Source organism: Streptomyces phaeolivaceus, from assembly GCF_009184865.1.
Taxonomy (GTDB): Bacteria; Actinomycetota; Actinomycetes; order Streptomycetales; family Streptomycetaceae; genus Streptomyces; species Streptomyces phaeolivaceus.
The window spans coordinates 5,774,591-5,800,280 of the sequence record NZ_CP045096.1 but is presented as its reverse complement, the minus strand read 5'-3'; the positions used below and the strand labels follow the sequence as shown (position 1 = coordinate 5,800,280).

Annotated in this window: 23 protein-coding genes and 1 pseudogene; 10 read left to right on the top strand and 14 right to left on the bottom strand. The window is 72.2% G+C overall.

What is annotated here, in order from left to right:
- Positions 1 to 4 precede the first annotated feature (4 nt).
- From F9278_RS27260 to ssd, 7 genes and pseudogenes are all read right to left on the bottom strand, one after another.
- Positions 5 to 385, bottom strand: a pseudogene (locus F9278_RS27260) (Rv3654c family TadE-like protein); the annotation flags it as partial.
- Between the two features lie 89 nt (positions 386 to 474).
- On the bottom strand, positions 475 to 882 hold the full coding sequence (locus F9278_RS27255) for a TadE family type IV pilus minor pilin (RefSeq protein ID WP_152170657.1): 408 nt from the start codon (positions 880 to 882) through the stop codon (positions 475 to 477).
- Positions 869 to 1,081: a DUF4244 domain-containing protein gene (locus tag F9278_RS27250; protein WP_193242042.1), complete on the bottom strand. Its 213-nt coding sequence runs from the start codon at positions 1,079 to 1,081 to the stop codon at positions 869 to 871. The genes F9278_RS27255 and F9278_RS27250 overlap by 14 nt, the downstream gene beginning before the upstream one ends.
- 199 nt (positions 1,082 to 1,280) lie before the next feature.
- Positions 1,281 to 2,069 carry a type II secretion system F family protein gene (locus F9278_RS27245; protein ID WP_152170656.1) on the bottom strand — a complete coding sequence of 263 codons (789 nt, stop codon included), beginning with the start codon at positions 2,067 to 2,069 and terminating at the stop codon, positions 1,281 to 1,283.
- Positions 2,066 to 2,920 carry a type II secretion system F family protein gene (locus F9278_RS27240; protein ID WP_193241656.1) on the bottom strand — a complete coding sequence of 285 codons (855 nt, stop codon included), beginning with the start codon at positions 2,918 to 2,920 and terminating at the stop codon, positions 2,066 to 2,068. The genes F9278_RS27245 and F9278_RS27240 overlap by 4 nt, the downstream gene beginning before the upstream one ends.
- Positions 2,920 to 4,143, bottom strand: coding sequence for a TadA family conjugal transfer-associated ATPase (locus tag F9278_RS27235; RefSeq protein ID WP_152174162.1), 1,224 nt, complete (start codon positions 4,141 to 4,143; stop codon positions 2,920 to 2,922). Before F9278_RS27235 ends, F9278_RS27240 begins: the two co-directional genes overlap by 1 nt.
- Before the next feature lie 5 nt (positions 4,144 to 4,148).
- Entirely contained in the window at positions 4,149 to 5,243 is a 1,095-nt protein-coding gene (gene ssd, locus F9278_RS27230) for a septum site-determining protein Ssd (RefSeq protein WP_152170655.1), read from the bottom strand.
- 575 nt (positions 5,244 to 5,818) lie between these two features.
- On the opposite strand from ssd, the gene F9278_RS27225 reads away from it, so the two are divergent.
- On the top strand, positions 5,819 to 6,643 hold the full coding sequence (locus F9278_RS27225; RefSeq protein ID WP_152170654.1) for an HAD family hydrolase: 825 nt from the start codon (positions 5,819 to 5,821) through the stop codon (positions 6,641 to 6,643).
- Positions 6,644 to 7,030: 387 nt separating this feature from the next.
- On the opposite strand, the gene F9278_RS27220 is transcribed toward F9278_RS27225, so the two are convergent.
- On the bottom strand, positions 7,031 to 7,864 hold the full coding sequence (locus F9278_RS27220; RefSeq protein ID WP_152170653.1) for a Fic family protein: 834 nt from the start codon (positions 7,862 to 7,864) through the stop codon (positions 7,031 to 7,033).
- A 100-nt stretch (positions 7,865 to 7,964) separates the two neighbouring features.
- Here F9278_RS27220 and F9278_RS27215 point away from each other — a divergent pair, with 100 nt between their 5' ends.
- Positions 7,965 to 8,945 carry an ATP-binding protein gene (locus F9278_RS27215; RefSeq protein ID WP_152170652.1) on the top strand — a complete coding sequence of 327 codons (981 nt, stop codon included), beginning with the start codon at positions 7,965 to 7,967 and terminating at the stop codon, positions 8,943 to 8,945.
- A gap of 40 nt (positions 8,946 to 8,985) precedes the next feature.
- On the opposite strand, the gene F9278_RS27210 is transcribed toward F9278_RS27215, so the two are convergent.
- Positions 8,986 to 10,263, bottom strand: a complete 1,278-nt coding sequence (locus F9278_RS27210) for a polysaccharide deacetylase family protein (RefSeq protein WP_152174161.1) — start codon at positions 10,261 to 10,263, stop codon at positions 8,986 to 8,988.
- 220 nt (positions 10,264 to 10,483) lie between these two features.
- Here F9278_RS27210 and F9278_RS27205 point away from each other — a divergent pair, with 220 nt between their 5' ends.
- The 6 genes from F9278_RS27205 (at position 10,484) to F9278_RS47430 (ending at position 18,377) form a co-directional block, all read left to right on the top strand.
- Positions 10,484 to 12,886, top strand: coding sequence for a SulP family inorganic anion transporter (locus tag F9278_RS27205; RefSeq protein WP_152170651.1), 2,403 nt, complete (start codon positions 10,484 to 10,486; stop codon positions 12,884 to 12,886).
- Positions 12,887 to 13,056: 170 nt separating this feature from the next.
- On the top strand, positions 13,057 to 15,015 hold the full coding sequence (acs, locus tag F9278_RS27200; protein WP_152170650.1) for an acetate--CoA ligase: 1,959 nt from the start codon (positions 13,057 to 13,059) through the stop codon (positions 15,013 to 15,015).
- Positions 15,016 to 15,149: 134 nt separating this feature from the next.
- Positions 15,150 to 16,553: a Na+/H+ antiporter NhaA gene (gene nhaA, locus F9278_RS27195; RefSeq protein WP_152170649.1), complete on the top strand. Its 1,404-nt coding sequence runs from the start codon at positions 15,150 to 15,152 to the stop codon at positions 16,551 to 16,553.
- 51 nt (positions 16,554 to 16,604) lie between these two features.
- Positions 16,605 to 17,084 (top strand): phage holin family protein, encoded by a 480-nt coding sequence (locus tag F9278_RS27190; RefSeq protein ID WP_152170648.1) that lies wholly within the window; start codon positions 16,605 to 16,607, stop codon positions 17,082 to 17,084.
- The gene (locus tag F9278_RS27185) at positions 17,081 to 18,043 is read left to right on the top strand and encodes an alpha/beta fold hydrolase (RefSeq protein WP_152170647.1); all 963 of its coding nucleotides are present in this window, start codon (positions 17,081 to 17,083) and stop codon (positions 18,041 to 18,043) included. Before F9278_RS27190 ends, F9278_RS27185 begins: the two co-directional genes overlap by 4 nt.
- 154 nt (positions 18,044 to 18,197) lie before the next feature.
- Positions 18,198 to 18,377 carry a hypothetical protein gene (locus F9278_RS47430; protein WP_152170646.1) on the top strand — a complete coding sequence of 60 codons (180 nt, stop codon included), beginning with the start codon at positions 18,198 to 18,200 and terminating at the stop codon, positions 18,375 to 18,377.
- A gap of 51 nt (positions 18,378 to 18,428) precedes the next feature.
- Here F9278_RS47430 and F9278_RS27175 read toward each other — a convergent pair whose 3' ends face one another.
- The 3 genes from F9278_RS27175 to nth all read right to left on the bottom strand — a co-directional run bounded on the left by F9278_RS27175 (position 18,429) and on the right by nth (position 21,596).
- Positions 18,429 to 19,628, bottom strand: coding sequence for a MarP family serine protease (locus tag F9278_RS27175; protein WP_152170645.1), 1,200 nt, complete (start codon positions 19,626 to 19,628; stop codon positions 18,429 to 18,431).
- Between the two features lie 119 nt (positions 19,629 to 19,747).
- On the bottom strand, positions 19,748 to 20,479 hold the full coding sequence (locus tag F9278_RS27170) for an NUDIX hydrolase (RefSeq protein ID WP_152170644.1): 732 nt from the start codon (positions 20,477 to 20,479) through the stop codon (positions 19,748 to 19,750).
- A 163-nt stretch (positions 20,480 to 20,642) separates the two neighbouring features.
- Positions 20,643 to 21,596 carry an endonuclease III gene (gene nth, locus F9278_RS27165; RefSeq protein ID WP_226966971.1) on the bottom strand — a complete coding sequence of 318 codons (954 nt, stop codon included), beginning with the start codon at positions 21,594 to 21,596 and terminating at the stop codon, positions 20,643 to 20,645.
- A gap of 326 nt (positions 21,597 to 21,922) precedes the next feature.
- Here nth and F9278_RS27160 point away from each other — a divergent pair, with 326 nt between their 5' ends.
- Both F9278_RS27160 and F9278_RS27155 read left to right on the top strand, forming a co-directional pair.
- Complete coding sequence (locus tag F9278_RS27160) at positions 21,923 to 22,597, top strand: Crp/Fnr family transcriptional regulator (RefSeq protein WP_005476003.1); 675 nt, start codon at positions 21,923 to 21,925, stop codon at positions 22,595 to 22,597.
- Positions 22,598 to 22,852: 255 nt separating this feature from the next.
- Complete coding sequence (locus F9278_RS27155) at positions 22,853 to 23,677, top strand: nucleotidyltransferase domain-containing protein (RefSeq protein WP_193241655.1); 825 nt, start codon at positions 22,853 to 22,855, stop codon at positions 23,675 to 23,677.
- A 165-nt stretch (positions 23,678 to 23,842) separates the two neighbouring features.
- On the opposite strand, the gene F9278_RS27150 is transcribed toward F9278_RS27155, so the two are convergent.
- Positions 23,843 to 24,673 carry an MBL fold metallo-hydrolase gene (locus F9278_RS27150; RefSeq protein ID WP_152170642.1) on the bottom strand — a complete coding sequence of 277 codons (831 nt, stop codon included), beginning with the start codon at positions 24,671 to 24,673 and terminating at the stop codon, positions 23,843 to 23,845.
- A 127-nt stretch (positions 24,674 to 24,800) separates the two neighbouring features.
- The gene (locus F9278_RS27145) at positions 24,801 to 25,670 is read right to left on the bottom strand and encodes an NUDIX hydrolase (protein ID WP_152170641.1); all 870 of its coding nucleotides are present in this window, start codon (positions 25,668 to 25,670) and stop codon (positions 24,801 to 24,803) included.
- Positions 25,671 to 25,690: the final 20 nt, after the last annotated feature.

Sequence of the window (25,690 nt, the reverse complement as noted above, 5' to 3'; positions counted from 1 at the left end):
CTTCCCCTGCCCCTGCCGGGGCCACCGGTCCCGGTGGTCCGGCCCGTGCCCTGACCTCGGCGGTGAACGGGCCCGTCCCCGAGGCCGCCGTGACGTCCGAGATCTCTCCCTCGACCTCGCAGCGCACTAGTCGGGCGCCCTGGGCCCCTGCCACCCGTGCCGCCGTCGCACAGGCTCCCTCGGCGCCCTTCATCCAGTGGTCGGAGGCGGCGAGGGCCGCGAGATCTGCCGCCGCCTCCGCCTGATGCCGGATCACCACGGCCTGCCCCAGGGCGATCACCGCACCGAACACGGCACACAGCACGGTGATCGCACCGACGGCCCACACGGTCGCGGAACCTCTGTCCGACCGCCTCCATCGGAACGGCCGGAACAGCCGGAACAGCCGGGCCGACCGGGGCGACCGGAGCGACCGGACCGCGCAGGCCACCCGCAGCCGCCCGCACAACCTGGACCAAGACCACGACCACCCGCTCACCCGGCCCCCACCCCCTCCCCCGCAGCCGCCCCGACCGTCTCCTCCGCCAGCGCCACGGCCGCGTGGCTGAGATCGACGCCCAGATCGCCCGGCCCCGGTGCCGGGGCCGAGACCACGACCCGTACGAAGTCGCCCTCCCGGCCCACGCTCACCTCGGCCCCGTCCGGCGCCAGCTCCCGGGCCACCGCCACGACCTCGGCAGACGGGTCCTGCCGGGCCGCCGCCCGAGCCCCGGCCCGAGCGGCGTCCACGACCTGGATCTGCGCGCAGGCGGCGAACAGGCCCCACACGAGTGCCGTCGCGATGAGCACCATCGCGGGCAGGGCCAGGGCCGCCTCGGCCGTCACGAACCCCTGATCGCCTCCCAGGGCCCTGCGGCGCCGACGCGGCTCACCCGCCGCCATTGAGGGCCCGCCCTACGATCTGCTGCAGCTCCGCCTGGACCTGCCCGCTGGTCACCACCTTGTAGAGCACCGCGGCGAAGGCCACCGCCGCGATGATCCCCACCGCGTACTCGGAGGTCACCATCCCCGCGTCCCTCCGCGCCGCCCGCACCCGGCACAGCACGGCACCCGCCACCCGAACCCGCACCGCTTCCCGCACGGCCCGCACCGCCGTCGCCGCCTTCGTCACCGCCGCTGCCGTCCTTGCCTTCACGACCTTCACGGCCTCTGCTGCCTTTGCTGCCTTTGCTGCCTGGTACATCCCAACCCCCGTGAGGCTCAGTTCCCTTGACCGTTGCTGACTGCTCTCGACTCCTGCCGACCATTGCCGACCACTGATCACAGGTCGCCGCCCGTCATCACCCACCCCCTCCCAACAACCCGTCCGCCAGCCCGATCACGACCGGCAGCACACCCATCGCGATGAAGGCGGGCAGGAAGCACAGCCCCACCGGGGCGGTGACCAGCACGGCGGCCCGGCGCGCCCGCTCCGTCGCCGAACGACCCCACTCCGCGCGGGCGTCGGCGGCGAGGCGGGCGACGGGGGAGGCGGCCGGTACGCCGGACTCGTCGGCGCGTTCCAGCAGCCGTGCCAGCGCCCCGGCGCCGGGGAGGGCGGCCAACGAGCGCCAGGCCTCGGCCGGTTCGCCCCCGAGCCGCGCCTGTGCCGCGCCTCTGGCCAGCCGCTCGCCCACCGGGCCTCCCAGGGCCTCTCCCACGGCCTGGGCGGCCGTCACGGGGCTCGCTCCCGCCGTGATGCAGGCGGCCAGCAGATCGGCGGCCAGAGGCAGCTGACGGGCGGCTTCCGCGGCGCCGTACGCCTCCACGGGATCGCCGCCCGCGCGCCGGGCCCGCCGCAGCCACAGCCAGGCCCCGGCTCCGGCGGCCGGCCCCACCAGCAGCCCCGGCAGGCCGCCGACCAGTACCCACCCGGCGCAGACCGCCCCGGCGACCGGCAGCCATCGCCGGACCGCACCCCGTGACACGAGGCTCCGCCCGGACGGCTCGGCCGCGACGGCGAGCACCGCGACCAGCCGGGCACGCAGCCTGCGTTCGCGGCGCGCGGTGACGAGCGACCGGGCCGGCCACCACAGTCCCGCGAGCACGCACACCGTCACCCCCAGCCTGTGGACAACTTCGCCGCTCACGCCGCCTCGGCTCCCCGCACGATCCGCAGCGCCCACCACAGGCCCGCGCCTTCCAGCACCCCGCCGACGAGCAGACAGCCCAGCCCGGCCGTGGTGTGCAGCACCACGTGCAGGGGGTCGGCGCCGAGCGCGGTGCCGAGCAGGAGGCCGAGGACCGGGAGCCCGGCGAGCATCACCGCCGTGGACCGGGCACCGGCCAACTGGGCGCGCAGGTCGGCTCGCTGGTCCCGCTCGGCGCGCAGGGCGCCCTCCAGCCGGTCGAGCCCGGCGGCGAGGCCCGCGCCCCGGTCGACGGCCACCCGCCAGCACGCGGCGAGCCCCAGCAGCCCCTCGGCGCCCGGCTGCCGTGCCGCGTCCGCCAGGGCACCCGGCACGTCCCCGCCGAACCGCGCCGCCGCCAGCACCACGGCCTCGGCCTCCCCGAGCCCTCCGGAGTCCCGGGCGGCCCGCGACAGCGCCTCACCCGGCTGCCGCCCGGCCCGCACCTCCCCGGCGAGCGCCGAGCACAGCGCGACCACGACACCGCTCCGCCGCTCCCGGACCCGGCGTTCCTCGGCCGCCCGCCGCACCCGCCTCAGCAGCGGCACCGCCGCCGCCCCCGCGAGCACCGGCAGCACCGAGGCCCCCAGCACCCCGATCACCACCCCGGCCACCGCCGCCCACCACTCGGCCCCCAGCGCCCGCACCCGGCCCGTCACCCGTTCGAGGAGCGGCGGCCCCACGGCCCCGCCTCCCGGCAGCAACGACCGCGCCCGCCGCAACCCGGCGCCCCGGCCCTCGTCCGACATCCAGGCCGCCGCCCCGGCGCACATCACGGCCACCATCCCCGAGATCTCCCCGACCCCCGTCATCACCACCCACTCCCTTCCGGCGGGCCCTCGGCCCGCGCTCGTGCCCCGTCCGGGAACCCGCCGTCCCGGCCGTGCGGCCCGCCCCGCAGCAGCTCCCTCAACCGCTCCCACCCCCGCTCGTACACGAACGCCTCCTCGCCCCAGCGGAGCGCCGGCACGGTCCTCACCAGCCCCGAGCCGTCCCGCTCCAGCACATGCGCCTCGGCGATCCGCCGTCGCCCGTCCCGGTCCCGTACGAGGTGCAGGACCACGGACAGCGCGGCCGACAGCTGGCTGTGCAGCGCGGCCCGGTCGAGCCCGGCGGCCGTGCCGAGGGCCTCCAGCCGGGCCGGCACCTGTCCCGCCGCGTTGGCGTGGAGAGTCCCGCAGCCGCCCTCATGGCCCGTGTTGAGGGCGGCCAGCAGGGAGACGACCTCGGGTCCGCGTACCTCGCCGACCACCAGCCGGTCCGGGCGCATCCGCAGCGCCTGCCGCACGAGGTCCTGAAGCTCGACGAGGCCGACGCCCTCCTGGTTGGCCGGTCTGCCCTCCAGCCGCACCACATGCGGATGGTCGGGCCGCAGCTCCGCCGAGTCCTCGGCCAGCACGATCCGCTCGCCGGGGTCGACCAGGCCGAGCAGCGCGCTCAGGAGCGTGGTCTTGCCGGTCCCGGTCCCGCCGCTGATGACGTACGACAGCCGGGAGCGGATCAGCGCCCGCAGGACGCGGTCGCCGCCGGGCGGAACCGTGCCCGCCGCGACCAGTTCGGCGAGGGTGAAGGCGCGGGGCCGGACGACCCGCAGGGACAGACAGGTGGAGCCGACGGCCACCGGTGGCAGCACCGCGTGGAGCCGGGTGCCGTCCGGGAGCCGGGCGTCCACCCAGGGCCGGGCGTCGTCCAGCCGGCGTCCGGCGACGGCCGCCAGGCGCTGCGCGAGCCGTCGTACGGCCGCCGCGTCCGGGAAGGAGACCCCGGTCAGTTCCAGGCCGCCGCCCCGGTCCACCCACACCCGGTCCGGCGCCGACACCAGCACGTCGGTGACGGACGGGTCGGCGAGCAGCGGCTCCAGGGGCCCGCTCCCCACCAGCTCGGACCGCAGGCGCTCGGCCGCCCCGAGCACCTCGGCGTCCCCGAGCACCCTGCCCCGCTCCCGCAGCGCCTGCGCCACCCGCGCGGGCGTCGGTTCGGCCCCGCTCTCGACGAGCCACTGCCGAACACCGTCCAGCAGGCCGTCGTCGGGCATCCGGTTCACGTCGCCTCACCCCTGACCGCCACCCGCTCCCAGAAGCCCTCGCAGAACCGTGCGAGCGGTCCGCGTGGGACGCCTCCCGGTGGTTTCCCGCCGTCCGGTGGCGCGGCCTCGGTGGGCACTTCGCCCGCCAGGGGCAGCCCCAGCAGTCGGGCCACCTCCTGGTCGTCCAGGCCGGGGGCGTACGGCCCGCGGACCGCGACGCGGAGGTCGCGCAGGACCATGCCGAAGGCGGAGGCGACACGAGAGGCGGCGGCGACCGCGCGCAGCTCGGCGGGGACGACCAGGAGTCCGAGGTCGAGCTGGGCGAGGGCCTCGGCGACGCCTTCGTCGATGCGGCGTGGCAGGTCGACGACAACTGCCCCGCCTCGCCGCCGGCCCGCGGCGAGGACCGCCCGTACGGCCTGGGGCGGGACGGCGACGGCGTCGCCGCGGTCCCAGCTGAGGACGCGCAGGGAGTGCAGCTCGGGCAGCGACTCCTCCAGGGCGCCGCCGCCGACCCGGCCCCGCGAGGCGGCGAAGGCCGGCCAGCGCAGACCGTCGGCGCTCTCACCGCCGAGGAGGACGTCCAGGCCGCCGCCCAGCGGATCGGCGTCCACGAGGAGGGTGCGGGTGCCCTGCCGCGCGGAGGTGACGGCGAGCGCGCAGGCCAGTGTGGAGGCGCCGGCGCCGCCCCGGCCACCGATCACGCCGACGGTGAGCGCGGGCCTGCCGACGCCCTCCGCCACGTCGGCGATGCGGTCGACGAGCCACTGTTCGCCGTCCGGCAGCATCAGGACGTGGTCGGCGCCGATCTCGACGGCCCGCTGCCAGACCCCGGAGTCGTCCTGGTTTTTGCCGACGAGGACCACTCCTCGTCTGCGCGCGGCCCCGCGCAGCCGCCGTGCCGCGTCGTCCCCGACGAGCACGAGCGGCGCCGCCTCCCACCGGCCCCGGCCCTGCGGCACTCCGTGGTGGACCTCCGGCCGGGCGCCCGCCGCAGCGCACAGGCGCAGCAGGTCGTCCAGCAGCTCCACGTCCTCGGTGACGATCAACGGCCTGCCCTGCCGCCCCTCGGCGGCGGACGGACGGTCATGGGTGATGGCTCCCGCCACGATTCCCAGCCCCCTTCGCTCGCGGCCACGCGGCGCCCGGTGTTCCGGGCGCCCGTGTCCAAGTCCTGTGTGAGGACCGGCGATCGGCCGCCATACGGGCGGCCGGCCGAATCCGGCCCCGCGCATCCGGGAAACGGAACCGGCCATGAACTCGCCGCCGTCGGGACGCGCTGGAATCACGGTGCGACGAACCCGGAAATCGTGTGGATCTTGGTCGAAAACTGTGGACAACGCGGCGCTTGTGAATATCGCCATCACCCGAACAGGCGACTCCCGCACAGCTTCCCCAGCGCATCCCGACGGATACGCACGGTGACGAATCCTGTGCGGGAGCAGAAGAAAGCCCACGAGGGCTGGAAGGCGCCTCGCGGGCTGGAGGAAGAGGGGAAAACGCACCCGGACATGCGACGACCCCCACCGGGGGGGAGAGTGGGGGTCGTCTCCACGGCCGACTCGGGGGGGAGGAGCCGGGCCGCGTTAGCACGGTCGCGAACGATCCGTGACTTCCATGGTGTACCCGAGAGGCCTCTCAGGCAAACCCACGCGCCCCACACTAGCCCGAATGGCGGGCGCATATGCTCGGCCTCGTGGAAAACCACTCCTTGCCCCGCACAGCCGCCTTCTTTGACCTGGACAAGACGGTCATTGCGAAGTCGAGCACGCTCACGTTCAGCAAGTCGTTCTACCAAGGCGGCCTGATCAACCGCAGGGCCGCGCTGCGGACGGCGTACACCCAGTTCGTGTTCCTCGCGGGCGGCGCCGACCACGATCAGATGGAGCGGATGCGGAAGTATCTGTCCGCGCTGTGCCGGGGCTGGAACGTCCAGCAGGTGAAGGACATCGTCGCCGAGACCCTGCACGATCTGATCGACCCGATCATCTACGACGAGGCCGCCTCCCTCATCGAGGAGCACCACATCGCCGGCCGGGACGTCGTCATCGTCTCCACGTCCGGCGCCGAGGTGGTCGAGCCGATCGGTGAACTCCTCGGCGCGGACCGGGTGGTGGCGACCCGGATGGTCGTCGGCGACGACGGCTGCTTCACCGGCGAGGTGGAGTACTACGCCTACGGTCCGACCAAGGCGGAGGCGATCCGGGAACTGGCCGAGTCCGAGGAGTACGACCTCGCGCACTGCTACGCGTACAGCGACTCGGCGACCGACCTGCCGATGCTGGAGGCCGTGGGGCACCCGCACGCGGTGAACCCGGACCGGACACTGCGCAAGGAGGCCCTCGCGCGCGGGTGGCCCATTCTCGACTTCCACCGCCCGGTGCGCCTCAAGCAGCGCCTGGCCGTACCGCCGCGGCCCGCCCTGCTCGCGGCCGCCGCCATAGGCGCCGCGGCGGCCACCGCGGGGCTCGTCTGGTACGCGAGCCGGCGCCGGGTGGCGACCGCCTGAGCCGCGACCGACCCTTCGGCTGCCGAATCACCCTCTTTGAACCCAAAAGTAAAGAAGCACAGCCAGGGGTTCCGCTTACCCCGGTCCTGGAGTAGAAAGGATTCAAGGCCCGCGAGACCAAAGGACATCCGAGAGGATCACCTTTAATACTCATTTTGGCCCCACGGACCTAGCATGAACACTGGGCACCCACGCGACGTCGACCCGTCGATTACGGGCCAGCCGCACCAGGTCACGGGCCATAGTTCCCGGCCTGATGGGCATATTTCGAGGACGCTTGGTAACCGGGTGGACATGCCAGCGGCGGTACGAATTCTCGTACCGCCGCAACCCTTTTCCGGGGTTCCCCGCCGCCCGCCTCGGCGACTTCAGTGACTTCCCAGGCCTTTACGCCGCCCCGCGCTGCAGCGCCTCGCACACGGCGGTCGACTCCCGCGCGCCCAGTTCGATCGCCCTGCCGCAGTGGGTGATCCAGGCGGCCATGCCCTCCGGGGTGCCGGAGACATAGCCGTCGAGGGCGGCCAGATAGGCGGCGCGGCCGAGTTCCGCGTGGCCGACCTCCGCCGGGCAGACCGACTTGGGGTCGAGTCCGCTGCCGATCAGGACGATCCGTTCGGCCGCGCGCGCGACGAGGCCGTTGTGGAAGCCGAAGGGCCGCAGAGCGAGCAGTTCGCCGTGGACGACGGCGGCGGTCACCAGGGCGGGGGCCGAACTGCCCTTGATGATCAGCTCGGAGAGGCCGTCGAGCCGGCCGGCGACCTCGGCGGCGCCGGGCAGCGGCAGCTCGACGAGGGGCTCGTCGACGGGCTCGCCGTCCTGCCGCGGACGGCCCACGCGCGCGTCGTCGCTGCCGGCCGCCACCAGATGCAGCCGGGCCAGCACCCGCAGGGGCGACTGCCGCCAGATGGACAGCAGCTGGCCCGCCTCGGCGGTCAGCCGCAGTGCGGCTCCCATGGCGCGGGCCTCGGCGTCGCCGTCCTGGCCGCTGAAGTCGCTGCGACGGCGTACCTCTTCGAGGGCCCAGTCGGCACCGGCGAGCGCCGCCGAGCCGCGCGCGCCGCGCAGGGCCGCCTCGGAGGTGACCGCGTTGCTGCGGCGCCGCATGACGCGGTGGCCGTAGACCCGGTCCACGGACTTGCGCACGGACTCCACGGACTCGGCCACGCCCGGAAGCTCTCCCAGGGCCGCGAGCGGATCGGCGGCCGCACCTGTCGTACTCATGAGTACGACCCTACGCGCACCGGTCCCGTCCCCCTCGAAGGAGTGGTCTTCCGTCGCCGCGAGGCCGCCTCCGGCACTCGCCCCACTACCGTTACTGAACATGAAAATTGCTTTCGTCGGGAAGGGCGGGAGTGGCAAGACCACGCTGTCCTCCCTGTTCATCCGCCATCTCGCCGTCTCCGGAGCGCCGGTAGTCGCCATCGACGCCGACATCAACCAGCATCTGGGGGCCGCTCTCGGCCTCGACGAGACGGAGGCCGCCGAACTGCCCGCGATGGGCGACCGGCTGGCGCTGATCAAGAACCATCTGCGCGGTTCCAACCCGCGGATCGCCTCCGCAGAGACGATGATCAAGACCACCCCGCCCGGTGAGGGTTCACGCCTGGTGCGGGTCCGCGAGCCCAACGCGATCTACGACGCCTGCGCCCGCCCGGTGGAACTCGACGGCGGGGCCGTCCGTTTGATGGTCACCGGCCCCTTCACCGACGCCGACCTGGGGGTCGCCTGCTACCACTCCAAGACGGGAGCGGTGGAGCTGTTCCTGAACCACCTGGTGGACGGCCGCGACGAGTACGTGGTGGTCGACATGACGGCCGGTTCGGACTCCTTCGCCTCCGGCATGTTCACCCGCTTCGACATGACGTTCCTCGTCGCCGAGCCGACCCGGAGGGGGGTCTCCGTCTACCGCCAGTACAAGGAGTACGCCGCCGACTACGGCGTCGCCCTGAAGGTCGTCGGCAACAAGGTGCACGGCCCGGAGGATCTCGACTTCCTCCACTCCGAGGTCGGGGACGATCTGCTGGTCGCCTTCGGCCAGTCGGACTGGGTGCGCGCCCTGGAGAAGGGCCGCCCGCCCCGCTTCGAGCATCTGGAGGAGAGCAACCACCGGTCCCTGCGCACCCTTCACGACGCCGCCGACGCGATGTACGAGCTGCGTGACTGGGAGCGCTACACCCGTCAGACGGAGCACTTCCACCTGAAGAACGCGGCCAGTTGGGGCAACGAGAGGACCGGGGTCGATCTGGCCGCCCAGATCGACCCCGAGTTCGTGCTCGGCGAAGAGGTCGCCGCCGCCGTGTGAGCGCGGTCGCTCCATGAGGGCGGTCGCGCTGTGAGGGCGGCTAACGCTTGGCCGCCGGAGCCCCGGGAACCCCCTTCGGGGCCGGCGCCGGTCCGGCGGACAGGAAGTTCTTCCACCCCTTCTTCGGGGACTGGCCGACCCCAAGCGTGCGCAGCCTGTCCAGGACCTTCGGGTCCTGGGCGTCGAGCCAGTCGGCGAGTTGCCGGAAGGAGACGCAGCGCACCTCGGCCTTGCCGCAGACGGCCTCGATGGTCTCCTCGACGGCGCGCATGTAGACGCCGCCGTTCCAGGACTCGAAGTGGTTGCCGATGATCAGGGGCGCGCGGTTGCCCTCGTAGGCGCGCTCGAAGCCCGCGAGCAGACCGTCACGGAACTGGTCGCCCCAGTGCTCCCGTCTGCCCTCGGCCCCCGCACGGGCGCCGGACTGGTTGACGTAGAAGTTGTAGTCCATGGTCAGCGTCTCGAAGTCCCGCCCCGGGACGGGGACCAGCTGCATCGACAGGTCCCACAGTCCGTCGTCCTTCTCGGGCCAGACCTGGTCCTTGACTCCGCTGGTGTCATAGCGGAAACCCAGTTCACGGGCGGCCTGCTTGAAGTTCGTCTGCCCTTCCAGGCAGGGGGTGCGGGCGCCGATCAGCTCCTTGTCGTAGTCGAAGGGCAGCGGCTCGGCCCGCCCCGAACCGGTGTTGGTCTTCCATGCCTTGACGAACGACTTGGCCTGGGCGATCTCGCTCTTCCACTCCTTGACCGACCACTCGCCGACCCCGCCGCCGGGGCCGCAGAAGTGGCCGTTGAAGTGCGTGCCGATCTCGTTGCCCTCCAGCCAGGCGCCGCGCAGCTGGTCCACGGTGTCCTTGATTCCACGGACGTCGTTGAAGCCGATGTCCGAACGGCCCGGTGAGTGCTGGGGCGGGCGGTAGAGGTCCCGCTTCTCCTCCGGCAGCATGTACACACCGCTGAGGAAGTACGTCATGGTGGCGTCGTTGTCCCGGGCCACCTTGCGGAAGTGCGAGAAGAGCCGCTGGCCGTCCTCGCCCGCGCCGTCCCAGGAGAACACCACGAACTGCGGGGGCTTCTGACCGGGCTTCAGCCGCTCGGCCCTGGGCAGGTGCGGCTGCGCGCCCGTGTACGCGGTGGAGCCGTCGCCGATCAGCCGGACCGCGGCCTTCGGCGGCGCGGGGACGCCCTCCTTCTCCGCTTTCTTCGCGCCGGGTGGGCCGACGGTGCCCGTCGGTTCACCGATCCCGCATCCGGCGAGCGCCGCGGCACATGTCGCGGCGAGCGTGACACCGACGGCGATCCTCTGGGTGACGGCCATCATCCGCCCACCTTCTTCCTTCGCTCGGAGGCAGAGCGGCCAAGGTCACACAGAGTTCCGATCAGCATTAATACGACAAGCCGATGAAATACCTGATTCACCCCTGAGGGTGATCTAATAACCCATTTGAGGCTAATGTTCTTGCGCAGCCTTTACTCTGCATTACGATTCGTTTACTGAGTGTTGAGAAAATCCCGCCGCTGAACGGAGACGGGAGAACATGTCCGCCTGTGTCCCCACCCACGCCACCGACCCGGACCCGAGCCGGACGGAGCGTGATCACCAACCGCACAGCCCCCCACAAGGACCACGTCGCCGGTTCCGTGTCTCGGCCGCCGACCTGTCCGCCTCCATCGCGGTCTTCCTGATCGCCCTTCCCCTGTCCCTGGGCATCGCCCTCGCCACCGACGCCCCGCTCCAGGCCGGCCTGGTCGCCGCCGCCGTCGGCGGTCTCGTCGCCGGACGCCTGGGCGGCTCCCCCCTCCAGGTCAGCGGCCCCGCGGCCGGTCTCACCGTCGTCACCGCCGACCTCATCCACCAGTACGGCTGGCGCACCACCTGCGCCATCACCGTTTTCGCCGGCCTCTCCCAACTGGGCCTGGCCCACCTGCGCGTGGCCCGCTCGGCGCTCGCCGTCAGCCCCGCGATCGTGCACGGCATGCTCGCCGGCATCGGCGTCACCATCGCCGTCGCCCAGCTCCACATCGTCCTCGGCGGCACCCCGCAGAGTTCGGTCAGCGCCAACATCGGCGCCCTGCCCGCCCAGTTGGCCCATCTGCACCCCGCCGCGGTCTCCGTGAGCGCCCTCACCCTCGTCCTGCTGCTCGCCTGGCCCCGGCTCCCCGGCCGCCTCGGCCGCCAGTTGCGCACGATCCCGGCCGCCCTGGTCGCCGTGGCGGGCGCCACGGCGACGGCCGCGCTCGCCGCCCTGAGCCTGCCCAAGGTCGACCTGCCGTCCTGGCGGAGCCACGCCCTGGCCGGGGTACCCGACGGACCGGTGCTCGGCCTCGCCGCCGCCGTCCTCACCACCACCCTGGTGTGCAGCGTGCAGTCGCTCCTCGGCGCCGTCGCCATGGACAAGCTGGCGGCGGGGCGGACCGACGTACGGCGCTCGGACCTCGACCGCGAGCTGCGCGGCCAGGGCGCGGCCAACGTCGTCTCCGGCGTCCTCGGCGGCCTACCCATCGCCGGTGTCGCCGTCCGCAGCACGGCCAATGTCCGCGCCGGCGCCACCAGCCGGCACTCCACGATGCTGCACGGCGTCTGGGTGGTGGCGGCAGCGCTGCTCCTCGTCCCCTGCCTGGAGCTGATCCCCCTCGCCTCGCTCGCCGCCCTGGTGATGGCCGTCGGGGTGCAGATGGTCTCCCTGCACCACATCCGTACGGTCACCCGCCACCGCGAGGTGCTGGTCTACGCCGTCACCACCCTCGGTGTCGTCGTCTTCGGCGTCCTGGAGGGTGTCGCGCTCGGCATCGCCGTGGCCGTCGGCGTCGCCCTGCACCGCCTCACCCGCACCCGTATCACCCACGACGAGCGGGAAGGGGTCCATCACGTCCATGTACGCGGCCAGTTGACGTTCCTCGCCGTGCCCCGCCTCAGCCGCGCCCTGCACCAGGTGCCCCAGGGGGCCACCGTCGTCGTGGAGTTGGACGGGTCGTTCATGGACCACGCGGCGTACGAGTCGCTGCAGGACTGGCAGCACGCGCACCACGCGCGCGGCGGCTCCGTGGAGATCACCGGCCGCACCGGCACCCGTATCGCCGAACCCGCGGGTGCCTCGGCGGCCGGCTGCCGCTGCCGGCCCTGGACGCCCTGGCGCAACCACCAGTGCGAGGCCCCGGCCACCCCGACCGCCGGCACACCCGAGGAGGAGGCCGCCGAGGGGCCGAACGGCCATCAGCTGGCGCGCGGCCTCAGCGCCTTCCAGCGCAACACCGCCCCGCTGGTGCGCGGTGAGCTGGCCCGCCTCGCGCGCGAGGGACAGCAGCCCTCGCAGCTCTTCCTGACCTGCGCCGACTCCCGGCTCGTCACCTCGATGATCACATCGAGCGGCCCCGGCGACCTCTTCGTCGTCCGCAATGTCGGCAACCTCGTCCCGCGGCCCGGTGAGGAGAGCGGCGACGACTCGGTGGCGGCGGCGATCGAGTACGCGGTGGAGGTGCTGAACGTACGGTCCATCACGGTCTGCGGGCACTCCGGCTGCGGTGCGATGCAGGCCCTGCTCAAGGCCGATCCGCACGGCGCGCAGACCCCTCTCAAGCGCTGGCTGCGGCACGGCCGTCCGAGTCTGGACCGGGCGACCGACAAGAACCGCCCCTGGGCACGCCTCGCCGGCCGCGAACCGGCCGACGCCGTCGAACAGCTCTGCCTGACCAACGTCATCCAGCAGCTGGAGCATCTGAGAGCCCACGAGTCCGTCACCCGGGCCCTGCGCGCGGGAGCGCTCGAACTGCACGGGATGTACTTCCATGTGGGCGAGGCCCAGGCGTATCTGCTCACAGAAGGGACACCCGAAAGCGGAGTCTTCGACCGGGTCTCCGGGGCGACCAGGGCAGCCGGGACGAGCGTGACGACGGGTCCGGCCGATCCGACCGGGACGGTCCTGCACGGCACGCGCGCGTGAACCGATTTCCCTCCCGGTCCGTGGGAACGGGTGGCGTCCTGGCCACAGGCCACCCGTCCACAGGTCTAAACCAATCTAGACGAAGCCCCTTGTCATCGGGGGTCGCGGTCTGATGAGCTGTGGCCTGGGACACAACAGTCGCCCCGGCAAAGCACCGCAAGGGAGATGTCGTGAGCAACGAAAGCCTGGCCAACCTCTTGAAGGAGGAGCGACGCTTCGCGCCGCCCGCTGACCTGGCCGAGAACGCCAACGTCACGGCCGAGGCGTACGAGCGGGCCAGGGCTGACAGGCTCGGCTTCTGGGCGGCTCAGGCCCGGCGGCTGACCTGGGCCAAGGAGCCGACCGAGACGCTGGACTGGTCGAACCCGCCGTTCGCCAAGTGGTTCGCCGACGGCGAGCTGAACGTCGCGTACAACTGCGTGGACCGGCATGTCGAGGCCGGGAACGGCGACCGGGTCGCCATCCACTTCGAGGGCGAGCCCGGGGACGATCGGACCGTCACCTACGCCGAACTCAAGGACGAGGTGAGCAAGGCCGCCAACGCCCTGCTGGAGCTGGGTGTCCAGGCGGGCGACCGGGTCGCGGTCTATATGCCGATGATCCCGGAGACGGCCGTGGCGATGCTCGCCTGCGCCCGGATCGGCGCCGCGCACTCCGTCGTGTTCGGCGGCTTCTCCGCGGACGCGCTCGCGACCCGTATCCAGGACGCCGACGCCAAGGTGGTCATCACCTCCGACGGCGGCTACCGGCGCGGCAAGCCGTCCGCGCTCAAGCCGGCCGTGGACGAGGCGGTCGCCAAGGCGGGCAATGTCGAGCATGTCCTCGTCGTCCGCCGCACCGGCCAGGACGTCGCGTGGGACGACTCCCGTGACGTGTGGTGGCACGAGATCGTCGACCGGCAGAGCAGCGAACACACCCCGCAGCCGTTCGGGGCCGAGCACCCGCTGTTCATCCTGTACACGTCCGGCACCACGGGGAAGCCCAAGGGCATCCTGCACACCTCCGGCGGCTACCTCACACAGACGTCGTACACCCACCACTCCGTCTTCGACCTGAAGCCGGAGACGGACGTGTACTGGTGCACGGCCGACGTCGGCTGGGTCACCGGCCACTCGTACATCGTCTACGGGCCGCTGGCGAACGGCGCGACACAGGTCATGTACGAGGGCACGCCCGACACCCCGCACCAGGGGCGGTTCTGGGAGATCGTGCAGAAGTACGGGGTGACGATCCTCTACACGGCGCCCACGGCCATCCGTACGTTCATGAAGTGGGGCGACGACATCCCCGCGAAGTTCGACCTGTCCTCCCTGCGTGTCCTCGGGTCCGTCGGTGAGCCGATCAACCCCGAGGCGTGGATCTGGTACCGCAAGCACATCGGCGGCGACGCGACCCCGATCGTGGACACCTGGTGGCAGACCGAGACCGGCGCGATGATGATCTCGCCGCTGCCGGGGGTGACCTCCACCAAGCCGGGTTCGGCGCAGACACCGCTGCCGGGCATCTCCGCCACGGTCGTCGACGACGAGGCCAACGAGGTGCCCCACGGCGGCGGTGGCTATCTCGTCCTCACCGAGCCGTGGCCGTCGATGCTGCGCACCATCTGGGGCGACGACCAGCGGTTCCTCGACACCTACTGGTCGCGGTTCGAGGGCAAGTACTTCGCCGGTGACGGGGCGAAGAAGGACGAGGACGGGGACATCTGGCTCCTCGGGCGGGTCGACGACGTGATGCTCGTGTCGGGCCACAACATCTCGACCACCGAGGTGGAGTCCGCGCTCGTCTCGCACCCGTCCGTGGCCGAGGCGGCCGTGGTCGGCGCTGCGGACGAGACCACCGGCCAGGCGATCGTGGCGTTCGTGATCCTGCGCGGCACGGCGAACGCCGAGGACGAGGGCCTCGTCGCCGACCTCCGCAACCACGTCGGCGCCACCCTCGGCCCGATCGCCAAGCCGAAGCGGATCCTGCCGGTGCAGGAGCTGCCGAAGACCCGCTCCGGGAAGATCATGCGGCGACTGCTGCGGGACGTGGCGGAGAACCGGCAGCTCGGTGACGTCACGACGCTCACCGACTCCACGGTGATGGACCTGATCCAGGCAAAGCTGCCGGCGGCGCCCAGCGAGGACTGACCCACCACGAACGACCCCCAAGGGGCACCCGGCGTCGAGCACACCGGGTGCCCCTTGGCTAAAGTGACAAAAGGTGCGCCGGGAAGTCTGGTCGGCAAGCGATCCATGCTGTCCACCGACCGGAGGTCCCCACCGTGACCGCGTCCCGCTCCACCCCCACCCGCAAGGTCCTCAACCGGCTCTCGCTGCCCGAGCGGACCTTCGTGGCGGACGCGCTGCGCACGGAGACCCTCGGCGGTGTACTGCTGCTCCTGGCCGCGATCACCGCACTGGTCTGGGTCAACGTCCCCGCGCTGCACGACAGCTACGAGAGCGTCAGCGACTTCCACTTCGGCCCGGAAACGCTCGGCCTGAACCTGTCCGTGGCGCACTGGGCTGCCGACGGGCTCCTCGCGGTCTTCTTCTTCGTCGCCGGCATCGAACTCAAGCGCGAACTGGTCGCCGGTGACCTCAAGGACCGCAGGACGGCCGCGCTGCCCGTGGTCGCCGCGCTGTGCGGCATGGCCGTACCGGCGCTCGTCTACACGCTCACCAACCTCACCGGTGGCGGCGATCTGACCGGCTGGGCAGTGCCCACGGCGACCGACATCGCCTTCGCGCTGGCCGTGCTCGCCGTCATCGGCACCTCCCTGCCGAACGCGCTGCGGGCCTTTCTGCTCACCCTCGCCGTCGTCGACGACCTGTGCGCGATCCTGATCATCGCGGTGTTCTTCACCGACGATCTCGACTTCGCCGCGCTCGGCGGCGCGTTCGCCGCGCTCGCCGTCTTCTGGCTCCTGCTCAGGAAGGGCGTGCGCGGGTGGTACGTGTACCTTCCGCTCGCGCTCGTCGTCTGGGCGCTGATGTACAACAGCGGGGTGCACGCCACCGTCGCCGGTGTCGCGATGGGGCTCATGCTGCGCTGCACCCGGCGCGAAGGCGAGGAGCGCTCCCCCGGTGAGCACATCGAGCACCTCGTGCGCCCCCTGTCGGCCGGTCTCGCCGTGCCGCTGTTCGCCCTGTTCAGCGCGGGGGTCGCGGTGTCGGGCAGTGCGCTGGGGAGGGTGTTCACCGAGCCGGAGACGCTCGGGGTGGTGCTCGGGCTGGTCGTGGGCAAGGCGATCGGAATCTTCGGCGGGACCTGGCTGACCGCCCGCTTCACCCGGGCCACGCTCTCCGAGGACCTGGTCTGGCCGGACGTCTTCGCGGTCGCCTCGCTCGCCGGTATCGGCTTCACCGTGTCGCTGCTCATCGGTGAACTGGCCTTCGAGGGCGACCCGGTGCTCACCGACGGCGTCAAGGCGGCCGTCCTCACCGGTTCGCTCGTCGCGGCGGTCCTGGCTACCGTCCTGTTGAAGCTGCGCAACGCCAAGTACCAGGCCCTGTGGGCCGCCGAGGAGCGCGACGACGACCTCGACGGCATCCCCGACATCTACGAACAGGACGACCCGGCTTATCACCTGCGCATGGCCGAGATCTACGAACGCAAGGCCGCCGAGCATCGCAGGCTTGCCGAAGTGGCGGGCGGGGCAGGCGACGGCGACGACAGTCCGGCATGATCTGACAGGACCGTAGACAGGACCGTACAAACGCATATGAGGGAGACCCCGATGAGCGCACCCGACGGCAGCCCGGTCGGAGCCGAACGCAGTGTCGGCCAGTTGTTCGCCTCGGCGACGGCCGAGATGTCCGCGCTGGTGCACGACGAGATCGCGCTGGCCAAGGCCCAGCTGCGGCAGGACGTCAAGCGAGGCGTGATCGGCGGCGGGGCGTTCACCGCGGCCGTCGCGGTGCTGATCTTCTCCCTGCCGATGCTGAGCTTCGCCCTGGCGTACGGCATCCGCACCTGGAGCGACTGGAACCTGGCGATCTGCTTCCTGCTGTCGTTCGCGGCGAACGTCCTGGTCGCCCTCGTGCTGACGCTCATCGGCGTGGTCTTCTCGAAGAAGGCCAAGAAGGGGCAGGGCCCGCAGAAGGTCGCCGCGTCCATGAAGGAGACGGCGGGCGTGCTGCAGAACGCCAAGCCGCACCCCCGTCGGCCCGCCCCGGCCGACGACGCCGTCGAGGCTGTGGCACGCTCGACGTCATGACCGACCCCGTGACCGCCCCGGCCGCCCCCTCGAATCAGCCCGCGTCTCCCGTACGGCTCGACGTGCCCGGCGCCAAGGAGCTGATCCACCGGGACGTGGCCGCCAACGGCGCGCGCTTCCACATCGCCGAGGTCGGCGACGGACCGCTGGTGCTGCTGCTGCACGGCTTCCCGCAGTTCTGGTGGACCTGGCGGCACCAGTTGGTCGCCCTCGCCGACGCGGGCTTCCGGGCCGTGGCCATGGACCTGCGCGGGGTCGGCGGCAGCGACCGCACCCCCCGGGGCTACGACCCGGCGAACCTCGCCCTCGACATCACCGGGGTCGTACGCTCCCTCGGCGAGCCCGACGCCGCGCTGGTCGGCCATGACCTGGGCGGCTATCTGGCGTGGACGGCGGCCGTGATGCGCCCCAAGCTCGTACGGCGGCTCGTGGTCTCCTCGATGCCGCACCCGAGGCGCTGGCGCTCGGCGATGCTCTCCGACGTCAAGCAGACCTCGGCGGGCTCCTACATCTGGGGATTCCAGCGGCCCTGGATCCCCGAGCGGCAACTCACCGCCGACGACGGCGCCCTGGTCGGCCGGCTCGTCCGGGACTGGTCGGGGCCGAAGCTGCCCGACGACGAGGCAGTGGAGGCGTACCAGCGGGCCATGTGCATCCCGTCGACGGCGCACTGCTCGATCGAGCCGTACCGGTGGATGGTCCGGTCGATGGCCCGCCCGGACGGCATCCAGTTCAACCGCCGGATGAAGCGGCCGGTGCGGGTGCCCACCCTCCATCTGCACGGTTCGCTCGACCCGGTGATGCGCACCCGGAGCGCGGCCGGGTCCGGGGAGTACGTCGAAGCGCCGTACCGTTGGCGGCTGTTCGACGGTCTGGGACACTTCCCGCACGAGGAGGACCCGGTGGCGTTCTCGGCCGAACTCATCAACTGGCTGAAGGACCCCGAGCCCGACCGGTGAGCCCGGTCGTCGAGGCCGACCGGTGAGTCCGGCCGGGTCGCCCGCTATCCGGACGTGAACGCCTGTTCCTCGAACAGCCACTTGCCCGGCGCATAGGCCAATTGGGGGGCGTGGGGGCGGTTATCGACCTTGGGGCGGGGGCACACGTCGGGGTATGGGCTGGACGCACGACTACAGTGACGCAGCACGCAACCGCCGCTCGGCCGCGGGCCCGAGCTCCCATCAGCGGGGCGCCCCGCAGCTGCAGGGCACGGATCCCCGGCTGGGCATTCCGCGCATCCTGCGCCGCCGGGCCCGCTGGGTCTCGGCCCGGCTGCGCCATCCCCGCCCCTGACCTGCCCGGGGCAGCCTCCCCAGAACCTCACCGCACCGGCCCCGCCCGGCCTCAGAGCGCGCAGCTGTCGCTGTCCACCTGCTGGTTGGCCGTACGGCCCTTGACGATGTCCTCCTCGACCTCGTCCGCGGTGAGGGCGTACCCCGTGTCCGGGTCGTCGAGGGACTTCGCGAAGACCACGCCGTAGACCTTGCCCTCGGGTGTGAGCAGCGGGCCGCCGGAGTTGCCCTGGCGGACGGTCGCGTAGAGCGAGTAGACGTCGCGGTGGACGGTGCCGCGCTTGTAGATGTCGGCGCCGTTGGCCGTGATGCGCCCGCGCACGCGCGCGGGGCGGACGTCGTACGCGCCGTTCTCCGGGAAGCCCGCGACGATCGCGTCGTCGCTGCCGGCGGCGTCCTTGGTGGTGAACTCCAGCACGGGTGCCTTCAGGCCCGGCACGTCCAGGACGGCGATGTCGCGCTCCCAGTCGTAGAGGACGACCTTGGCGTCGTACTTGCGGCCCTCGCCGCCGATCTGGACGGTGGGTTCGTCGACTCCGCCGACCACGTGCGCGTTGGTCATGACCCGGCGCTCGCCGAAGACGAAGCCGGTGCCTTCGAGGACCTTGCCGCAACTCTGGGCGGTGCCCATGACCTTGACGATGGATCGCTTGGCGCGCTGGGCGACCGGGCTGCTCGCCAGCGCCGGGTCGGGGGGCTGGACCTCGGTGATCGGCTCGTTCGAGAACGGGCTGAAGACCTGGGGGAAGCCGTTCTGGGTGAGGACCGAGGAGAAGTCCGCGAACCAGGTGTCCGCCTGGTTGGGCAGGGCCGTCGCCACGCCCTGGAGCACCCGGGAGTTGCGGACCTCCTTGCCGAGCGTCGGCAGAGTCGTTCCGGCGAGTGCGGAACCGATCAGCCAGGCGACCAGGAGCATCGCGACGACATTGACGAGGGCGCCGCCGGTGGCGTCCAGGGCACGGGCCGGGGACCAGGTGATGTACCGGCGCAGTTTGTTGCCGAGGTGGGTGGTCAGGGCCTGGCCGACCGATGCGCAGACGATCACGATGACCACCGCGACGACGGCGGCGGCCGTGCTGACCTCGGAGTTGTCGGTCATCCAGTCCCAGATGACGGGCAGGACGTAGACCGCGACGAGTCCGCCGCCGAGGAAGCCGATCACCGAGAGGATGCCGACGACGAAGCCCTGTCGGTAGCCCACGATCGCGAACCAGACGGCGGCTACCAGCAACAGGATGTCCAGCACGTTCACCGCTTCAAGCCTCGCCTCGTCACTTCGCGATCACTACAGGCCGGCCCGGGGGTCCGGTCCGCCGCGCGGCGGCGGGAGACACAACAAGCCCCAAAAGACGCAGCACGGCAGACACCCTGTCATGAGCGCCAGTCGAGCGGGACCTGCTTCTCACGGTCCCAGGGGCGCTCCCAGCCCGCGTAGTGCAGCAGACGGTCGATCACTCCGGCCGTGAAGCCCCACACCAGGGCCGATTCGACCAGAAATGCCGGTCCTGCGTAGCCCCGGGGGTGAATGGCGGTGGCTCTGTTGGCCGGATCCGTGAGATCCGCCACGGGGACGGTGAAGACGCGGGCCGTCTCGTTCGGATCCACCACCCGGACCGGCGTCGGCCGCCGCCACCAGCCGAGGACGGGGGTCACGACGAAGCCGCTGACCGGGATGTACAGCTTGGGCAGCACGCTGAAGAGCTGGACTCCGGCGGGGTCGAGGCCGGTCTCCTCCTCGGCCTCGCGCAGGGCGGCGCGCAGCGGGCCGTCGGTCCCCGGGTCGCCGTCCTCGGGGTCGAGGGCGCCGCCGGGGAACGACGGCTGCCCCGCGTGCGATCGGAGCGAGCCGGCGCGCTCCATGAGCAGCAGCTCGGGCCCGTCCGTGCCGTCGCCGAACAGGATCAGGACCGCCGACTGCCGTCCCGAGCCGTTCTCCGGCGGCAGGAAGCGGCTCAGTTGCAGCGGCTCGATCGTCTCGGCGGCGCGCACCACCGGGTCCAGCCAGGTGGGCAGGCCCGCCTTGTCCAGGACCACCTGCCCGCCTCGTGCGCGGTGCCCGCTGTCGGTGTCCGTGTCGCCGTCCGTCCGGCTCGCGCCTGTCATAGCCACCCCCGTCGTTCTCTCGGTCCCAACGCCCGGGGGACCGCTGATCGTTCCGCTCGGGCCGCGCGTCCCTCGTGCGGGTGGCGGGAACCGGGGTGGAGCGGGTGCGCGCGGGAGCGGGCGCGCGCGGTGGCGTACGTGCCGGGTCGGTTCGCGCGGTCCGTCATCCGGCGGCCCCCAGGGGCCGGGCCGGAATGCCGCCCGCGTCGAGGTAGGACTGCGGGGGGTTGAGGCGCTGGCCGGGGAAGCCGCCCTTCTCGTACTTCAGGAGCTTCGCGGCCTTCTCCGGATCGGTCTCGCCCTCGCCGAACGCCGGGCAGAGCGGGGCGATGGGGCAGGCGCCGCAGGCCGGTTTCCGGGCGTGGCAGATACGGCGGCCGTGGAAGATCACGTGGTGCGACAGCATCGTCCACTCGCTCTTCGGGAAAAGCGCGCCGACGGCCGTCTCGATCTTGTCGGGGTCGGTCGCCTCGGTCCACTTCCAGCGTCGTACGAGCCGCTGGAAGTGGGTGTCCACGGTGATGCCGGGCCGACCGAAGGCGTTGCCGAGCACGACGAAGGCGGTCTTGCGACCGACGCCGGGCAGCTTGACGAGGTCTTCGAGACGGCCGGGGACCTCACCGCCGTGGTTCTCCACCAGGGCCTTCGACAGCCCTATCACCGACTTCGTCTTGGCCCGGAAGAATCCGCAGGGCCGCAGGATCTCCTCGACCACCTCGGGGTCGGCCCCGGCCAGGTCCTCGGGGGTGGGGTACTTCGCGAAGAGCGTCGGTGTCGTCTGGTTGACCCGCAGGTCCGTCGTCTGCGCGGACAGGACCGTCGCCACGATCAGCTGGAAGGAGTTCTCGAAGTCCAACTCCGGGTGCGCGTACGGGTACACCTCGGCGAGTTCGCGGTTGATACGGCGGGCTCGACGGACCAGGGCGGTGTGGGACTCGGTCGCGGGAGCGGGCGCGGTCGTGGCGACCGGCTTCCGCGCGGAGGTCGGCTTCCGCGCGGAGGCCGTCTTCTTCGCCGCCGTCTTCCGGGCCGGGGAGGCCTTTCTCACCGATGCGGCCTTCTTCGCCGGGTTCGTGGTCTTCTGGGCGGGTTTCTCCGCCGCTGCTGGATCGGACACCTTCGTCGCCTTTGCCGTTTTGTTCGCTCCCGTGGGGCGCTGTTCGCCCACAGCGGAATCACGCCGTACCGCCACGCGCCCAGCCCCCTCGGCCTGTGCTCTCACCGGCGATTTGGACACCCGGCCAGCCTAGAGCCCGGCACCGACATCCGCCCCGGGCCCAGAAGATCGGCCCCCAATTGGACCCCTGACGCTTACCCCGGGACATGTGTGCGGCATCCTTGTGACAGATCACACTGTTTGGACCGTCCGGCAAGATGGGGAACACGGTCCCCTGGTAGTACGGGGAGCAAGATCCCCTGAGCAGGTCGACAAGGAGAGAACTCGTGGACGACGTTCTGCGGCGCGCCCCGCTCTTCGCGGCGCTCGATGACGAGCAGGCCGCGGAGCTCCGCGCCTCCATGAGTGAGGTGACTCTCGCGCGCGGTGACGCTCTCTTCCACGAGGGCGACCCAGGTGACCGCCTCTATGTGGTGACCGAAGGCAAGGTCAAGCTGCACCGCGCGTCGCCCGACGGCCGCGAGAACATGCTGGCCGTGCTCGGCCCCGGTGAGCTGATCGGCGAACTGTCGCTGTTCGACCCGGGTCCGCGGACGGCGACCGCCACCGCGCTGACCGAGGTCAAGCTGCTCGGCCTCGGCCACGGCGACCTCCAGCCCTGGCTGAACGCGCGCCCCGAGGTGGCCGCGGCGCTGCTGCGCGCGGTCGCGCGGCGGCTGCGGAAGACCAACGACCAGATGTCCGACCTCGTGTTCTCAGACGTTCCCGGGCGGGTCGCCCGTGCGCTGCTGGACCTCTCGCGGCGATTCGGTGTGCAGTCGGAGGAAGGCATCCACGTGGTGCACGACCTCACGCAGGAGGAGCTGGCCCAGCTGGTCGGGGCGTCGCGGGAGACCGTGAACAAGGCCCTGGCGGACTTCGCGCAGCGGGGATGGCTGCGGCTGGAGGCCCGTGCGGTGATTCTGCTGGACGTGGAGCGGCTGGCGAAGCGGTCGCGCTGACGCGGGGACGGTCGTACGGCGGTTGAGCCCGTACGCCGGTTCGGGCCCTGGTTCTGGTGGCCCTTCGCAGTGGTACGTCAGTACGCCGATGGGGTTCGTCCCGGTCTCGGGGCGGGCCCCTTCGGGTTTTCGCCTCGCCTGCGTGCGGTGTGTGCGCCGCGCCCTCACGGGGCTTCGCCCCGGACCCAGCCAAGCGGCTCATGGGCCCGAAATTAATCACGTGCCCCCGCTCCGCCCTCCCGGCACAGTGATCGCATGGTGGGAAGCGGGCGTTCAAGAGGGCTGGACCGGCAGGGGTTCATCGAGAGGGAAGGCGCGCTCGGGCGGGTCAGTGAGGGCTTTCGGCCGGTGGTCGCGGCGGCTCGGGAGCGGGTTTTGAACGTGTTCGGGCCGCAATTGCACAGTGCGTACCTCTATGGATCGATCCCCCGGGGTACGGCTCGTCCCGGGCGGAGCGATCTCGATCTTCTGGTGGCGTTGCGCGGGGAGCCCACGGAGGCGGACCGGGCGGCGGCGCGGGCGCTGGACGAGGCCTTGGACAAGGAGTTCCCCCAGATCGACGGGGGCGGGACGCTGCTGGTCGGCCGGGCTCAGGTGCTCAGCGACCTGGAGCGGTACGACCTGGGCTGGTTCGTGGCCTGTCTGTGCACTCCCCTGCTGGGCGAGGACCTGGCGGAGGAGCTGCCCCGCTACCGGCCGACGTCCCTCCTCGCGCGCGAGACCAACGGCGACCTCGCGCTGGCCCTGCCGCGCTGGCGGCAGCGGGTCGCGGAGGCCACCGACGACAATGCCCTGCGGACGCTCGTGCGCGGCTGCTCCCGGCGACTCGTCCGCACCGGGTTCACCCTGGTCATGCCCCGCTGGAACGGCTGGACGAGCGATCTGCACGAGATGGCGGAGGTATTCGGCGAGTACTACCCCGAGCGCGCCGCGCAGCTGCGCGATGCCGCCGTGGCCGGGTACGAGCCGGGTCCCCGTGCCGACTTGCTGCGGTCCTACCTGGACGACCTCGCCCCCTGGCTGGCCGAGGAGTACGCGCGCGTGCACGGCGTCAAAGCGCCACGTCCGGGAGAACAGTGAGGGAAACGGCCTCTGGAAATCCCCTGGAGGGGGTTCTCTGAGGGTTGGGAGGCCTCTGAGGCCCGGGAGACCGTTCGGACTGCCGTGACCCCGGAGGCGGCCGTCCAGAGGGTCTCGGCCGGCGATCGACGGGTGACCGGCAGAGACCCGGGTCGGATCGGGTCGTCAGATCAGGCCGTGCTCGGTCAGGTACTCCAACTGCGCGCGTACCGAGAGTTCCGCGGCGGGCCACAGGGAGCGGTCGACGTCCGCGTAGACGTGGGCGACGACCTGGTCGGGGGCGCGGTGGCCGTTCTCGACCGCCGTCTCCACCTGGGCGAGCCGGTGGGCGCGGTGGGCGAGGTAGAACTCGACGGCGCCCTGGGCGTCGTCCAGGACGGGGCCGTGACCGGGGAGGACGGTGTGGACGCCGTCGTCGACCGTGAGGGACCTGAGGCGGCGCAGGGAGTCGAGATAGTCGCCGAGGCGGCCGTCGGGGTGGGCCACGACCGTCGTACCGCGTCCGAGGACGGTGTCGCCCGTCAGGACGGCCCGGTCGGCCGGGAGGTGGAAGCAGAGCGAGTCGGCGGTGTGGCCGGGGGTGGGGACGACGCGGAGTTCCAGGCCGCCGAGCGCGATGACGTCTCCGGCGCCCAGTCCTTCGTCGCCGAGCCGCAGCGCAGGGTCGAGGGCCCGTACGTTCGTCCCGGTCAGCTCGGCGAAGCGGGCGGCGCCCTCCGCGTGGTCCGGGTGTCCGTGCGTGAGCAGGGTCAGGGCGACCCGCTTGCCGGCCTCCTCCGCCGTGGCGACGACGTCGCGCAGGTGGACGTCGTCCAGCGGGCCGGGGTCGATCACGACCGCGAGGTCGGAGTCCGGCTCGGACACGATCCAGGTGTTGGTCCCGTCCAGCGTCATCACGGAGGCGTTCGGCGCGAGCACGTTGACCGCGCGCGCGGTGGCGGGCCCCGACAGGACGCCGCCCCTGGGCTGGCCGGGGAGGGCTGCTGCGTCGGTCATGCGGGGGTGCCTTCCAGCGGGTCGGGCGGGGTGTCGGAGGGGCGCGGGGCGGCGCGGAGGGCCCGTGACGGGGTGCGGGGCGCACGACAGGGTGGGGCCCCGGTCCTCCGGCACCCCACGGGGCCCGTCACGGGGTGCCCCCGGCGGCCGATATGCGCTTGGTGAACTCCTCGTGGCCGGGCCAGGAGAGGACCACGTCGTCGCCCTCCAGGCGGGCCTCGGCGAGGACGGGGGTCAGGTCGCGGGCGGGTGCGGCGGCCAGCGCGTCGGCGGCCGTGCCGTACTCCGCGAGGCGGCGCAGCGTCGCGATGGTGGGCGGCATCATCAGCAGTTCGCCCTTGTCGTAGCCGTCCGCCGCCTCCCCGGGGCGGATCCACACCGTGCGGTCGGCCTCCGTGGAGGCGTTGCGGGTGCGCTGGCCCTGCGGGAGGGCGGCCACGAAGAACCAGGTGTCGTAGCGGCGGGACTCGAACTCGGGGGTGATCCAGCGGGCCCAGGCGCCCAGCAGGTCCGATCGCAGGACCAGGCCTCTGCGGTCCAGGAACTCCGCGAAGGACAGCTCCCGGGCGGCCACCGCCGCGCGGTCCGCCTCCCAGTCGTCGCCCGTGGTGTCGCCGACCACCGTGTCGGCGCCGGGCCCGGCGAGCAGGACACCGGCCTCCTCGTACGTCTCCCGCACGGCCGCGCAGACGATCGCCTGGGCGTCGGTCTCGTCGACGCCGAGCCGGGACGCCCACCACGCGCGCGTGGGGCCCGCCCAGCGGATCTGCCGGTCGTCGTCGCGCGGGTCCACGCCGCCGCCCGGATAGGCGTACGCGCCCCCGGCGAAAGCCATGGAGGCGCGTCTGCGCAGCATGTGCACGACCGGGGTGTCGGCCGTGTCCTTGAGCAGCATGACGGTGGCGGCCCGCCTGGGGGTCACCGGTGTCAGCGTGCCGGCCGCGAGTGCGCGGATGCGGTCCGGCCACTCGGCTGGGTACCACTGCCCGTTTGCCATGGGCGGAGGCTAACTCGTCA

Bases quoted from the DNA above. Each gene is read 5' to 3' on its own strand.
- F9278_RS27255 (WP_152170657.1), bottom strand. From the start codon at position 882: ATGGCGGCGGGTGAGCCGCGTCGGCGCCGCAGGGCCCTGGGAGGCGAT.
- F9278_RS27240 (WP_193241656.1), bottom strand. From the start codon at position 2,920: ATGACGGGGGTCGGGGAGATCTCGGGGATGGTGGCCGTGATGTGCGCC.
- F9278_RS27235 (WP_152174162.1), bottom strand. From the start codon at position 4,143: ATGCCCGACGACGGCCTGCTGGACGGTGTTCGGCAGTGGCTCGTCGAG.
- F9278_RS27225 (WP_152170654.1), top strand. From the start codon at position 5,819: ATGCTCGGCCTCGTGGAAAACCACTCCTTGCCCCGCACAGCCGCCTTC.
- F9278_RS27220 (WP_152170653.1), bottom strand. From the start codon at position 7,864: ATGAGTACGACAGGTGCGGCCGCCGATCCGCTCGCGGCCCTGGGAGAG.
- F9278_RS27215 (WP_152170652.1), top strand. From the start codon at position 7,965: ATGAAAATTGCTTTCGTCGGGAAGGGCGGGAGTGGCAAGACCACGCTG.
- F9278_RS27210 (WP_152174161.1), bottom strand. From the start codon at position 10,263: ATGGCCGTCACCCAGAGGATCGCCGTCGGTGTCACGCTCGCCGCGACA.
- F9278_RS27205 (WP_152170651.1), top strand. From the start codon at position 10,484: ATGTCCGCCTGTGTCCCCACCCACGCCACCGACCCGGACCCGAGCCGG.
- F9278_RS27190 (WP_152170648.1), top strand. From the start codon at position 16,605: ATGAGCGCACCCGACGGCAGCCCGGTCGGAGCCGAACGCAGTGTCGGC.
- F9278_RS27185 (WP_152170647.1), top strand. From the start codon at position 17,081: ATGACCGACCCCGTGACCGCCCCGGCCGCCCCCTCGAATCAGCCCGCG.
- F9278_RS47430 (WP_152170646.1), top strand. From the start codon at position 18,198: ATGGGCTGGACGCACGACTACAGTGACGCAGCACGCAACCGCCGCTCG.
- F9278_RS27170 (WP_152170644.1), bottom strand. From the start codon at position 20,479: ATGACAGGCGCGAGCCGGACGGACGGCGACACGGACACCGACAGCGGG.
- F9278_RS27155 (WP_193241655.1), top strand. From the start codon at position 22,853: ATGGTGGGAAGCGGGCGTTCAAGAGGGCTGGACCGGCAGGGGTTCATC.
- F9278_RS27150 (WP_152170642.1), bottom strand. From the start codon at position 24,673: ATGACCGACGCAGCAGCCCTCCCCGGCCAGCCCAGGGGCGGCGTCCTG.
- F9278_RS27145 (WP_152170641.1), bottom strand. From the start codon at position 25,670: ATGGCAAACGGGCAGTGGTACCCAGCCGAGTGGCCGGACCGCATCCGC.